This window comes from Streptomyces sp. NPDC002577 (assembly GCF_053594815.1).
Genome location: NZ_JBSFWK010000003.1, coordinates 1 through 12,703, shown reverse-complemented (window position 1 = coordinate 12,703; position 12,703 = coordinate 1). Strand labels below are relative to the sequence as shown.

At 71.5% G+C, this 12,703-nt stretch carries 12 protein-coding genes and 1 rRNA gene; 2 read left to right on the top strand and 11 right to left on the bottom strand.

The annotated features are described in order from the left end of the window. Nucleotides 1-47: 47 nt before the first annotated feature. The 4 genes from recN to ACWD4J_RS05705 form a co-directional block, all read right to left on the bottom strand. The gene (gene recN, locus ACWD4J_RS05720) at nt 48-1,775 is read right to left on the bottom strand and encodes a DNA repair protein RecN (RefSeq protein ID WP_451394357.1); all 1,728 of its coding nucleotides are present in this window, start codon (nt 1,773-1,775) and stop codon (nt 48-50) included. Nucleotides 1,776-2,023: 248 nt separating this feature from the next. Next, nucleotides 2,024-2,926, bottom strand: coding sequence for an NAD kinase (locus ACWD4J_RS05715; RefSeq protein ID WP_451394035.1), 903 nt, complete (start codon nt 2,924-2,926; stop codon nt 2,024-2,026). Further along, nucleotides 2,923-3,738, bottom strand: a complete 816-nt coding sequence (locus ACWD4J_RS05710; RefSeq protein ID WP_451394034.1) for a TlyA family RNA methyltransferase — start codon at nt 3,736-3,738, stop codon at nt 2,923-2,925. The genes ACWD4J_RS05715 and ACWD4J_RS05710 overlap by 4 nt, the downstream gene beginning before the upstream one ends. A 7-nt stretch (nt 3,739-3,745) precedes the next feature. Then, nucleotides 3,746-4,165: a hypothetical protein gene (locus ACWD4J_RS05705; protein WP_451394033.1), complete on the bottom strand. Its 420-nt coding sequence runs from the start codon at nt 4,163-4,165 to the stop codon at nt 3,746-3,748. Between the two features lie 42 nt (nt 4,166-4,207). Between ACWD4J_RS05705 and ACWD4J_RS05700 the strand changes: the two genes are divergently transcribed. Continuing rightward, nucleotides 4,208-4,555 carry a sterol-binding protein gene (locus ACWD4J_RS05700; protein ID WP_451394032.1) on the top strand — a complete coding sequence of 116 codons (348 nt, stop codon included), beginning with the start codon at nt 4,208-4,210 and terminating at the stop codon, nt 4,553-4,555. Here ACWD4J_RS05700 and ACWD4J_RS05695 read toward each other — a convergent pair. From ACWD4J_RS05695 to ACWD4J_RS05680, 4 genes are all read right to left on the bottom strand, one after another. After that, entirely contained in the window at nt 4,539-5,438 is a 900-nt protein-coding gene (locus ACWD4J_RS05695; protein WP_451394031.1) for an ABC transporter ATP-binding protein, read from the bottom strand. The two genes, ACWD4J_RS05700 and ACWD4J_RS05695, sit on opposite strands and share 17 nt — an antisense overlap. Beyond that, nucleotides 5,435-6,469, bottom strand: coding sequence for a FecCD family ABC transporter permease (locus ACWD4J_RS05690; protein ID WP_451394356.1), 1,035 nt, complete (start codon nt 6,467-6,469; stop codon nt 5,435-5,437). Before ACWD4J_RS05690 ends, ACWD4J_RS05695 begins: the two co-directional genes overlap by 4 nt. A gap of 59 nt (nt 6,470-6,528) precedes the next feature. Beyond that, a complete protein-coding gene (locus ACWD4J_RS05685; protein ID WP_451394030.1) occupies nt 6,529-7,572 on the bottom strand; it encodes a FecCD family ABC transporter permease in 1,044 nt (347 codons plus the stop codon). 95 nt (nt 7,573-7,667) lie between these two features. After that, nucleotides 7,668-8,705, bottom strand: coding sequence for an HAD hydrolase-like protein (locus tag ACWD4J_RS05680; protein ID WP_451394029.1), 1,038 nt, complete (start codon nt 8,703-8,705; stop codon nt 7,668-7,670). A gap of 72 nt (nt 8,706-8,777) precedes the next feature. Between ACWD4J_RS05680 and ACWD4J_RS05675 the strand changes: the two genes are divergently transcribed. Continuing rightward, nucleotides 8,778-10,145, top strand: coding sequence for a DUF1015 family protein (locus tag ACWD4J_RS05675; RefSeq protein WP_451394028.1), 1,368 nt, complete (start codon nt 8,778-8,780; stop codon nt 10,143-10,145). Nucleotides 10,146-10,227: 82 nt separating this feature from the next. Here the strand turns inward: ACWD4J_RS05675 and ACWD4J_RS05670 are convergent, their stop codons facing one another. The 3 genes from ACWD4J_RS05670 to rrf form a co-directional block, all read right to left on the bottom strand. After that, complete coding sequence (locus ACWD4J_RS05670) at nt 10,228-11,094, bottom strand: hypothetical protein (RefSeq protein WP_451394355.1); 867 nt, start codon at nt 11,092-11,094, stop codon at nt 10,228-10,230. Continuing rightward, entirely contained in the window at nt 10,986-12,371 is a 1,386-nt protein-coding gene (locus ACWD4J_RS05665) for a hypothetical protein (RefSeq protein WP_451394354.1), read from the bottom strand. The genes ACWD4J_RS05670 and ACWD4J_RS05665 overlap by 109 nt, the downstream gene beginning before the upstream one ends. Before the next feature lie 5 nt (nt 12,372-12,376). Then, a 5S ribosomal RNA gene (gene rrf / locus ACWD4J_RS05660) occupies nt 12,377-12,493 on the bottom strand. Nucleotides 12,494-12,703: the final 210 nt, after the last annotated feature.

Below are 12,703 nucleotides of genomic sequence, written 5' to 3'. Positions count from 1 at the left end.
GCCCGCCACCTTACGGAGACGGCTCGGCCGCCCGGACGACGGGCCGACTAGCCGTCCGCGCGCGCCGCCGCCAGCAGCTCCTCCGCATGCGCCCGTGCCGTCTCGGAGTCCTCCTGACCGGCCAGCATGCGCGAGAGTTCGCGGACGCGCTCCTCGCCCTCGAGGACCTTGACCCCGGACCGGGTCACGGAACCGTCGTTGGTCTTCTCCACGAGCAACTGGCGGTCGGCGAACGCTGCCACCTGGGGCAGATGCGTGACGACGACGACCTGGGCGGACTTGGCGAGCTTGGCGAGCCGGCGGCCGATCTCGACCGCCGCCTTGCCGCCGACGCCGGCGTCGACCTCGTCGAAGAGGTACGTCGGCACGGGATCGGTGCCCGCGAAGACCACCTCGACCGCGAGCATCACACGCGACAGCTCACCGCCCGACGCTCCCTTGGCGATGGGCCGCGGTGGCGCCCCCGGGTGCGGAGCGAGCAGCAGTTCGACCTCGTCGACGCCCGAGGGCCCGTACGCGACCGTCCGCCCGCCTACCTCGACCCCGTCGCCGTCCTCGGCCACCTCGGTCTGCCGGATGTCGAGCGTCACGCGCGCGTGCGGCATCGCGAGCGAGGCGAGCTCGGCGGTGACCGCGGCGCCGAACCGCTCGGCGGCCTCCGCACGTGCCTCCGTCAACGCCTCGGCAAGCCCGGCCAGTTCGTCACGCAGGGCGTCCCGCTCCGCCGTCAGCTCACCGATCCGCTCGTCGTCGCCGTCGAGTTCGGTGAGCCGGGCGGCGCTCTGCTCGGCCCAGACGAGCACGGCGTCGATGTTCTCGCCGTACTTGCGCGTCAGCTGGTTGAGCGCGGCCCGCCGCTCCTCGACCGCGGCCAGCCGCAACGGGTCGGCGTCGAGGTCGTCGGCGTACCCGGCGAGCTCCCCCGCCACATCGCCCAGCAGGATCCCGATCTCGCCGATCCGCTCGGCGAGCCCGGCGAGGGCGGGGTCGTGGGACCGTACGGCGTCCAGCGCCCGGTGCGCGCCCGCTACGAGCGTCGCCGCGTCCACGCCCTCCGGGTCCTCGGGATTGCCCGCGAGCGCGGCGTGCGCGGCCGCGGCGGCGGAGGCGAGGGCCTCCGCGTGGCCCAGCCGCTCCGCCTCGGCGGCCAGCTCGGCGTCCTCGCCCGCGCGCGGCTCGACGGCCGCGATCTCGTCGAGGCCGAAGCGCAGCATGTCGGCTTCCTGCGCACGCTCCCGCGCGCGCGTGGTGATCTCGTCGAGCTCCACCGTGACGGCACGCAGCCGGCGGTACGCCGCCGTGTACTTGGCGAGCGGCACGGCGACCGCGTCACCCGCGTACCGGTCGAGGGCCTGCCGCTGCCGGGACAGCTTGAGCAGCCCCTGCTGGTCGGTCTGGCCGTGCACGGCGACGAGCTCGTCGGCGAGCTCGGACAGCACCCCCACGGGCACGGAACGCCCGCCCAGATGCGCCCGCGACCGTCCCTCCGCGGAGACGGTACGGCTGATCAGCAACGCACCGTCGTCAAGCTCGGCACCCGCCTCCTCAGCGCGTACGAGAGCAGACGATTCCGCGGGTACGGTGATCCGCCCCTCGACGACTGCCGACTTGGCACCGATCCGCACGAGCGCCGGGTCGGCGCGCCCGCCCAGCAGCAGGCCGAGGCTGGTGACCACCATTGTCTTGCCCGCACCGGTCTCGCCCGTCACGGCGGTGAAACCGGGCGACAGCTCGACGACAGCGTCGTCGATGACTCCGAGCGACCGTATCCGCATCTCCTCCAACACGGACAAGACCTTACGAGGTCGGGGCCCACCTGTGCGACGGCCCCCGCCTCCCTTCCGAGAACCCGCAGGTACCGAAGCCCTACATCACCCGCTGGAGGGGCCCCACCGCTGTGGGCAGGCGTTCCGCAGGGCTGGGGGCACCTCCCAGCGGTAGCTGGGGGAGGGTGGGCACAGCCCACGACGGCGGGCGCCCCGAAAAGTAGAGCCCCCAGGAAGACGCGAGCCCGCCCGCAGGGCTAATGCGGCGCCCCCCGCCACCCCGAAACCGGCAACGCGAACTTCGCAACCAACCGGTCCGTGAACGACGCATGATGCAGCCGAGCCAACCGCACCGGCACCGCCCCCCGGCTCACCACAACCCGCGCCCCCGGCGGAAGCTCCAGCGTCCGCCGCCCGTCACACCACAACACCCCGTGCGGGGTGTGCGGCTGCACCTCCACGGCCAGCACCGAATCCGGCGAGGTCACCAACGGCTTCGCGAACAAAGCATGCGCACTGATCGGCACCATCAGCAGCGCCTCCACCTCCGGCCACACCACGGGCCCGCCGGCCGAGAACGCGTACGCCGTCGACCCGGTGGGCGTGGCGCACACGATGCCGTCGCAGCCGAAACCCGTCACCGGCCGCCCGTCGATCTCGAGGACGACCTCGAGCATCCGCTCCGCCGACATCTTCTGCACGGCGGCCTCGTTGAGCGCCCAGTCGGTGTGCACGACGTCGCCGTTGCTGTGCACGACGACATCGACGGTCATGCGCTCCTCGACCTCGTACTCCTTCGTCACCACTCGGTCGACCACCTTCTCCAGGTCGTCCCGCTCGGCCTCCGCGAGGAAGCCGACACGGCCGAGGTTGACGCCGAGCATCGGCACGCCCGAGGCGCGGGCGAACTCGGCACCGCGCAGCAGCGTCCCGTCGCCCCCGAGCACGATCAGCAGTTCACAGCCGTCGAGCGCCTCGGGCGTGGCCTCCGGCACCAGCTCGACGGAGGACGGCAGCGGCAGATCGGCGGCCTCCGCCTCCAGGACACGCACGCCCAGGCCGCAGCGCTGCAGCCCTTTCACGACGAGTTCCGCGCTGCGGATGGCCGCAGGCCGCCCCGTGTGGGCGAGCAGGAACACCGTACGTCCGGTCTCGGTCACCTCGGCCCCTCCGCAACTGCTCGGTCGACATCGGCCGGGTCGAGATCGGGCGCCCCGGCGCGCAGCCACAGAAAGTACTCGACGTTCCCCGAAGGACCCGGCAGCGGGCTCGCCGTGACGCCCCGCACGCCGAGCCCCAGTTTCGCCGCCTGCCGCGCCACCCCGCGTACCGCCTCGGCCCGCAGCTCAGGGCTGCGTACGACGCCGCCGCTGCCCAGCCGCTCCTTGCCGACCTCGAACTGCGGCTTGACCATCAGCACCAGGTCCGCATCGGGCGCGGCGCACCGCACCAGCGCGGGCAGCACCAGGCCGAGCGGGATGAAGGACAGATCTCCGACCACCAGGTCCACGGGCTCTCCATCGATCGTGTCCAGCGTCAACTCGCGCACGTTCGTACGGTCCTTGACGACGACGCGTTCATCGCTCTGGAGTGACCAGGCCAGTTGTCCGTAGCCGACGTCGACGGCGACGACCTGTACCGCACCGGCCCTCAGCAGGACGTCCGTGAAGCCGCCCGTCGACGCGCCGGCGTCCAGTGCCCGCCGTCCCTCCACCTCCAGGCCGAGCGGTACGAAGGCCTTCAGCGCGCCCGCGAGCTTGTGGCCGCCGCGCGAGACGTAGTCGGGGTCGCTGTCGTCCTTGGCGACGACGATGGCCGCGGCGGTCTCCACCTGCGTGGCGGACTTGGTCGCGGTGTTGCCGCCGACCGTCACGCGCCCGGCGGCGATCAGCTGGCTCGCGTGCTCGCGCGAGCGGGCGAGCTTGCGGCGGACCAGCTCGGCGTCGAGGCGGCGGCGTGCGACTCCTGCCACGTTCGGTTCAGCTCCTGTTTCCGTAGGAATTTCCGTACGACGTCGGGGGTCCCGGCGGCCCCGAGGATCCGCGCGGCCCCTGCGGACCGGGCGGCCCAGGTGTGCCAGGGCGTGCGTCGAGCGCGGTCAGCGCGTCGCGCAGCCCGCGATGTACATCCTCGTACACCTCGAGGTGCCCGTCCGTGGCGAGGTGGTCGGCGTCGGCCAGCCGCTCGAGCTGCGCATCGATGTCGGCGTCGCCGGTGGGGGTGCGGGACACGCCGAGGAGGGCGGGACCGGCCGGCTCGTAGGCCTCCGTGCTCTCAGCAGTCCTCGCCTCAGCCTCATCGGCCTCATGAGTCACGTGGGCACCAGGCCCGACCGCCTCCTGGGCCTCGCTGGCCTCTCTGGGCTCGTACACCCCGGGCCCCGGCACTGAGTCGTTCATGCCCTGACGCTACCGCGAAGCGCTGGGGTACCGTCGATCGCGATGGCCACGAAAGAGGAGTGCCTCAGCGCGCTCGAGAAGCTCTCCGACAACATGGCGGGTGCCGACGGCTCCGTACGCAAGGCTGCGGAGCTGGACCGCTCGCTGAGCTGCCATATCCCCGATCTCGACATCACGTTCACCGGCCGCCTCGTGGGCGGCCGGATCGAGGTGCTGGACACGCTGCAGGGCCCTCCGCCCGAGAAGGCTCAGATCCGGCTCGCCATGGCCGGCGACGACCTGGTCGCCCTCGTCAACGGCGAGCTCAACTTCGCGAAGGCGTGGGGTTCGGGCAGGGTGAGGCTGGAGGCAGGGCTGTTCGACCTGTTCCGCCTCAGGAGCCTGCTGTAACCGCACCACTGCCAGCAGTGGCCGCGCGCCGCTTCCGTGCCGCCGGCACCATCAGGGGCGTGCCGGTCTCCGGGTCGTCGATGACCTGACACCGCATCCCGAACACTTGCTCGATGAGCTCCGCCGTCACGATGTCGGACGGCGCGCCCTCCGCAATCACCTCGCCACCGCGCAGAGCGATGAGGTGGGTGGCGTACCGGGCCGCGTGGTTGAGGTCGTGCAGCACCGCGACCAGCGTCCGCCCCTGCTCCTCGTGGAGTTCGGCACAGAGGTCGAGTACGTCGATCTGGTGCTGGATGTCCAGGTATGTCGTCGGCTCGTCGAGGAGCAGCAGAGGCGTCTGCTGGGCGAGGGCCATGGCGATCCAGACGCGCTGCCGCTGACCGCCGGAAAGTTCGTCGACATAGCGATCCGCCAGATCGGCGACACCGGTCGACTCCATCGACTCACGCACGATCCGCTCGTCGTCGGACGACCACTGACGCAGCAGGCCCTGATGCGGATAGCGCCCGCGCGCCACCAGGTCGCCGACCGTGATCCCGTCCGGCGCGATCGACGACTGCGGCAGCAGCCCGAGCGTACGGGCCACCTTCTTGGCGGGCATGGACTGGATGACCTGCCCGTCGAGCAGCACCCGTCCATGCGCCGGCTTGAGCATCCGTGACAGCGCCCGCAACAGCGTGGACTTGCCGCAGGCGTTGGGCCCCACGATGACGGTGAACGAGTTGTCGGGTATCTCGACCGACAGCTTCTCCGCGATGACGCGCTGGTCGTAGCCGAGGGTGACGTCGTCGGCGATGAGCCGGTTCACTGAGGCACTCCTAGAGGTGGTCTTCGAGTCGGTGGGCCGGGGTGCGGGCCGCCCGGACGGCGGCCTGGTCATACCCGTCCCGCCTTCCGCTCCGTGACGAGCAGCCACAGCAGATAGCCGCCGCCTAGCACACCGGTCACCACGCCGACGGGCAGCTGGTCCGCGCCGAACGCCCGCTGCGAGGCCCAGTCCGCGACGATCAGCAGGGCGGCACCCATGCACATCGCGGGCACCAGGTTGGGGCCGGGCGAGCGCGTCAGCCGCCTCGCGAGCTGCGGCGCGGTGAGCGCGACGAAGCCGACAGGCCCCGCGGCGGCGGTCGCGACCGCGGTGAGCAGCACCGCGGACAGCATGAGCAGCATGCGCGTACGTTCGACACGTACCCCGAGCGCGTACGCGACGTCGTCGCCCATCTCCAGCATGCGCAGCGGCCGGGCGTTGGCGAGCACGAGCGGCACGAGGACGGCGCACAGCCCGAGCAGCGGCCAGACCTGTTCCCAGCCACGCCCGTTGAGGGAACCGGTCATCCACACGACGGCCCGGGCCGCGTCGACGAGGTCGGCCTTCGTGAGCAGATAGCCGTTGACGGCCGTGACGACGGCTGACACGCCTATGCCGACCAGGACCAACCGATAGCCGTGCACACCCCGCTTCCAGGCGAGCACATAGATGGCAAGACCGGTCACGAGACCGCCGGCGAGCGAGCCCCCGGCGACCTGGAGCGCGCTGCCCTTGAACAGGACGATGACGATGAGCGCTCCGGCGGCCGACCCCTGTCCGAGGCCGAGCACGTCCGGACTGCCCAGCGGGTTGCGGGAGATGGACTGGAACAGCGCTCCGCCGAGTCCGAGCGCGGCACCCACGAGCAGTCCGACGAGGACGCGCGGCAGCCGCAGTTCGTTGACGATGAACTCCTGTCCGGCGTTGCCGTTCCCCATGAGCGTACGGATCACGTCGGACGCGGGTATGGGGAAGTCGCCGGTGCCGATGAGCACGACGCTCGCCAGGAGCGCGGCCGCGATCAGCAGTACGACGACCGTGAGCGCCCGGACATCCAGCCGGACGGAGAGCCCGCCACGGGTGCGCACGGCCCGGATGCGCAGCGACCGGCCGCTGTTGGGTGCCGCGCTGCCTGTTGCTGCGGTCTGGCTTCGTGTGGACTTCACAGCTGCGCCGTCCTCCGCCGTCGTACGAGATAGATGAAGACCGGGCCGCCGATGACCGCGGTGACGATGCCGACCTGGAGTTCGGCGGGCCGGGCGACGATCCGGCCGATCACGTCGGCGCCGAGGAGCAGCACGGGAGAGAGGACGGCCGCGTACGGCAGGATCCACCGCAGGTCGGGCCCGGTGAAGGAGCGCACAACGTGCGGCACCATCAGCCCGACGAACGCGATCGGCCCGCAGGCGGCGGTAGCGGCCCCGCACAGCAACGTCGCGGCGACCATGGACAGCGCGCGAGTGCGGGTCAGATGCGCGCCCAGTGCCCGGGCGGTGTCGTCACCCATGGCCACGGCGTTGAGCGGCCGGGCGAGGCCCAGCGCCAGCACGGAGCCCACGGCCAGGAACGGCAGGACCTGCATGATGGTCGTGTTGGTCGCCGAGCCCAGAGAACCGACCGTCCAGAAGCGCATCTTGCCCAGCGCCGCACTGTCCATGATCATGACGGCCTGCAGATAACCGTTGAGCGCCGCGGTGAGCGCGGTGCCGGCGAGCGCGAGCCGGACGGGCGTGGCGCCGCGGCTGCCGCCCAGCGCGTAGACCAGCACGCCGACGATCGCGGCCCCGGCGAAGGCGAACCACACATAGCCGGTCAGTGAGGTGACGCCGAAGAAGGTGATGGCGGTGACGACGGCGGCAGAGGCCCCCGCATTGATGCCCAGCAGCCCGGGATCGGCGAGCGGGTTGCGGGTGAGCGCCTGCAGGACGGCCCCGGCCAGACCCAGCGCCGCCCCGACGAGCAGACCCAGCACCGTACGCGACAGCCGCTCGCGGACGACGACGTCGCTGTACGTCCCCGAGTCCTCGAACAGCCCGTGCCACACCTGGTCCACGGGCAGGTGTTTGGCGCCGATCGCGATGCTCGCCACGGCGACGGCCAGCAGCACGCCGAGCGAGACGAGAAGCCCGGCGGCGCGTATCGCCCGGCGGTTGGGGGGCGCGGGGGCGGTCTCCGCGCGCTGTTCGGGAGGACTGTCGACCAACACCCGGTTAGGTTAGCCTACCCTGCTATCCCTCCTCGATCCGCTGCTGTCCTTTCCCAACTCGGCGCTCGCAGCTCAGCCTCCGCAATCGGACGTACTCAGAGCCCGAGCCGCGCCAGCGCCTTCTCTCCGTCCAACCGGCAGGCGCCGTCCCCGGCCGCCGTCCAGGCCGCCGCGCACAGCGCCCGCAGCCCGTCGACCGCGGCACCGCCACCGTCCAGCTCCAGCCGCTCCTCCCGCGCCGTCGCCGTCCAGCCACCGCAGCGGAACCCTCCACCGTCCGCGAGGACCTCCGGCTGCCCGGTGAGCAGGCCCCGCAGATCGGCGTCGACATACGTCGGCCGGTGCTCGGGCACGGCTGCCAGCAGCTGGGCGCCGTCGGTCACCCCGGTCAGCACGAGCAGCGAGTCCACGCCGCCGTTGAACGCGCCCTCGATGTCCGTGTCCAGCCGGTCGCCCACGACGAGCGGCCGCTCGGCCCCGGTCCGCAGGATCGTCTCCCGGTGCATGGGAGGCAGCGGCTTACCGGCCACCTGGGGCACCGCGCCCGTGGCGATCCGGACGACCTCCACCGCCGCTCCGTTGCCCGGCGCGATGCCCCGGGCACTCGGGATCGTGAGATCGGTGTTGGACGCGAACCACGGCACCCCGCGCGCGATCGCGTAACAGGCCTCAGCGAACCGTCCCCAGGGCAGCTCAGGACCGCCGTACCCCTGCACCACCGCCACCGGATCGTCGTCCGCGGACTCCACCGGCTCGAGACCCCGCTCACGCAGAGCGACCCGCAGCCCGTCCCCGCCGACCACCAACACACGTGCGCCCTGCGGAACCTGATCGCTGATGAGCCGGGCCACGGCCTGAGCCGAGGTGATGACGTCCGAAGCCGCCGTCGGAATCCCGAGCTCCGTCAGATGCGCGGCCACGGCGTCCGGCGTACGCAGCGCGTTGTTGGTCACGTACGCCAAATGCATCCCGCCGTCCCGGGCCGTGCCGAGCGACTCGACGGCGTGCGCGATCGCGTGGCCGCCCGCATACACCACGCCATCCAGGTCGAGCAGCGCCGTGTCGTACGCATCGCTCAGCGCCCGCGCGCTTGCCTCGGGCCGCGTCCTGGGGATCGGGACGGTCTGGCTCATTACGCATCGCTCCTCGTTCGATTCCACTCCCCCGATCATCCCGCACAGCACTGACACACATACGATGCAGCAATGGACATTGCAGGCCAGACGGCAGTTTCCGGGACGGGCGGCCTCGACCTGATCCCGTTCCGGGGCGTGCGCTACGTCCCCGAGCGGGTCCGCAGCCTCGCCGCCGTCACCTCACCGCCGTACGACGTCGTCGTCCGGCCCGACGGCCTGCACCACCTCGAGTCCGCCGACCCGCACAACATCGTCCGGCTGATCCTCCCCCAAAACGGCCCGGAGACCCGCAACGAGCAGGCGGCCGACACCCTCGCCCGCTGGCTGTCGGAGGGCATCCTCGCCCCCGACCCCGAGCCCGGCCTGTACGTCTACGAGCAGCGCAGCGGCGACGTGCTGCAACGCGGCGTCATCGGCGCGCTGCGCCTGACGGAGGCGGCGGAGGGCATCGTCCTCCCGCACGAGGAGGTGATGCCGCACATCGTCGCGGACCGCGCGGCCCTGATGCGCGCGACGGCCGCCAATCTGGAGCCGCTGCTGCTGACGTACCGCGGCAACGGCGCCACCGGGGAGGACGCGAAGGCCATCCGGGGGAAGGCCGTCGGAGGGAACAGCGGCACCTCCGCGGTCGTCGAGCGGACAGCCCTGCGCCCGCCGCTGCTCGCCACGACCACCGAGGACGGTGTCAGCCACCGCCTGTGGGCCGTGACGGACCCGGCCGATGTGGACGAGATCCGGTCGGATCTGTCCCGCCACCAGGCAGTGATCGCGGACGGCCACCACCGCTGGGCGACGTACCTGCGTCTGCGTTCCGAGCACCCGTCGCCCGGCCCCTGGGACTTCGGTCTCGTCCTCCTGGTGGACACGGCGCGCTATCCGCTGCGCGTCAGGGCGATCCACCGCCTCCTGCACCGCCTGCCGCTCTCCGAAGCCCTCACCGCCCTCAAGTCGAAGCCGGGCGCCGTCCGCGTGCGCACGGTCGAGGGCCCCTTGTCCTACGCGCTGGACGCCCTGGCCGAAGCCGCGCGTGAAGGCAACGCGTACCTCCTCGCCGGCGAGGGTGCGGGGCCGTCGGCGGGCGGCGGCAGCGGCAGGTTCCATCTCGTCGACCGCCTGTCTCCCGAGCTCATCGCCGCGACGGTGCCACAGGACCGCCCCGAAGCCTGGCGCACCCTCGACGCGACGGTCCTGCACTCCACCCTGCTCGACCACATCTGGCGGATCCCGGACACACCGGAACACATCGCCTACATACACGACACGGCAGCCACGATCGCCAAGGCGGAACGCGACGGCGGAACGGCCGTGCTGATGCACCCGGTCCGCGAAGAGGTCGTACGCGATCTTGCCCGGCAGGGTGTCACCATGCCGCGCAAATCCACGTCCTTCGGACCGAAACCGGCGACGGGGCTGGTGCTGCGCAGCCTGGCGCACTGAGCAGCTCGCACCACCAAGGCTCAACAGCGCGAAGGGCGGGCGGGACCCCTACCGGGATCCCGCCCTCGTGTGCTGCGCTCCGTCAGGCCTGTTCGCCCTTGAGCTGCGCGCCCTCGGCGTCGGCTTCCGGGCCGACCGCCGTCTTCTCGTCGTCCTCGGGCTTCTCGTCGTCCTCGGGCTTCTCGTCGTCCTCGTCAGCCACCGACTCCGCCGAGAGCTCGCCCTGGGGCTCGTCCGAGTCTCCCCGGCCGTCGTACTCGTCCTCGCCCTCGTCGAGGGCATCGACGAACTCGACACCGTCCAGCTCGGCGAGCCGGTCGGACGCGTCCGTGCTGCCGTCCTTATCGGACTCGACGGCCTTCGCGAACCACTCGCGTGCCTCGGACTCACGGCCGACCGCGAGCAGCGCGTCGGCGTACGCGTATCGCAGACGCGCGGTCCAGGGCTGCACGGAGTTGGAGGCCAGCTCGGGGCTCTGCAGCGTGACGATGGCCGCGTCGAGCTGCCCCATGTCGCGCCGGGCGCCCGCCGCGACCAGCCGCATCTCGACCTGGCCGGCCTTGTCGAGCTTGTGCACCTCGGGCGCACCGGCCATGTCGAGCGCCTTCTCGGGCCGCCCGAGACCGCGCTCACAGTCGGCCATCACGGGCCAGAGCTCAACGTGCCCGGTCATCCTGCGCGCTGCCCGGAACTCGGCAAGCGCCTCGCTGTACTTCTGGTTCGCGTACGCGGCGAAGCCGGCGGCCTCGCGTACGGCGGCGACGCGCGAGGCGAGCCGCAGGGCGATCTTCGAGTACGCGTAGGCGCCCTCGGGGTCCTCGTCGATGAGCCGGGCAACCATCACCAGGTTCCTGGCGACGTCGTCGGCAAGCGTCTTGGGCAGGCTCTGCAGCTCCTGCCGTACGTCCTTGTCGATCTCCTCGCCCGTGACGTCCTCGGGGATCGGCAGCCGCTTGATGGGCTCGCGGTCGCGGTCCCTGTCGCGGTCCCGGCCGCGCTCGTCACGGAACCGGCCGCCGCCACGCCGGTCGTCACGGCGGTCGTCGCGTCCGCGGAAGCCACCGGGGCGGCCCCGGCTGTCGTCCCGACGCGGGCCACGTCCGCGGTCGTCACGGCCACGGTCGTCACGGCGGTCGTCGCGTCCGCGGAAGCCGCCTCCGCGGCTGTCGTCACGGCGGCTGTCGTCACGGCGGAACCCGCCGCGGTCACCGCGCTCGCCCCGGTCGCCGTCACGACGGTCATCACGCCGGTCGTCGTGGCGATCGCCGCGACGGAAGCCACCCCGGTCGTCGTCACGCCGGAAACCGCCACGCTCGCCGCGGTCGCCGCGGTCGTCACGGCGGAACCCACCGCGGTCGCCATCACGACGGTCGTCCCGGCGGTCGTCGCGGCGGAAGCCGCCGCGGTCACCGCGGTCGCCCTCGCGACGGTCGTCACGGCGGTCGTCACGACGGAAGCCACCGCGGTCACCGCGGTCGCCCTCGCGACGGTCGTCCCGCCGATCGTCACGACGGAAGCCGCCACGGTCGGCGCGATACCCCTCACGCCGGTCATCGCGGCGGAAGCCCTGACGGTCGCCCTCCCTACGGAACCCGCCGTCACGGTCGTCGCGACGCTCGTCCCGACGCGGCGCACCAGGCCGGTCGTCCCGACGGAGCGCAGGTCGTCCACCACGATCGCGGTCGCGGTCGTCACGTCCGCGATAGCCGCCTCCGCGGCTGTCGTCACGACGGAACCCACCGCGCTCGCCGTCACGCCGATCATCGCGGCGATCATCACGACGGAACCCACCACGGTCGTCATCACGGCGGAACCCACCGCGGTCGTCGTCGCGTCGGAAACCGCCGCGTCGGTCGTCCCTGCGGTCGTCGCGGCGGAACCCAACACGGTCACCGCGGTCGCCCTCACGACGGTCGTCACGGCGATCGCCCCGGCGGTCGTCGCTGCGCTCGCCGAAGCGCCGGCCGCCACGATCGCGATCGTCACGACGGCCGTAGCCACCGCGATCGCTATCTCGACGCTCCCCGCGGTATCCACCGCGGTCACCACTGTCCCGGCGGCGCTGGTCGCGCTCCGGTCGATCGTCGGGAGAGTTGGTGGACATCGGTGGCTCCTGTCTGCGGTACCGCATTCATTCTCGCGCAACCGAGTACTCAGCGCGCGCTTGAGAAAAACAAATAAGGACCTCTGGTCCCAGCATGAACGCTGGGACCAGAGGTCCTCCAAAGATTGTTCGGCGGCGTCCTACTCTCCCACAGGGTCCCCCCTGCAGTACCATCGGCGCTGAAAGGCTTAGCTTCCGGGTTCGGAATGTAACCGGGCGTTTCCCTCACGCTATGACCACCGAAACCCTTTCAGACTCCCCGCGATTAAACGGGGCCTTGAACAGGGCAGCGAACAAGCACACTCTTCAATTAAGTAAGTGAAACTGTTCAGCCAGCACAACTGTTCGTTGTCTGGGAACAACACAGTGGACGCGAGCAACTGAGGACAAGCCCTCGGCCTATTAGTACCAGTCAACTCCACCCATTACTGGGCTTCCATATCTGGCCTATCAA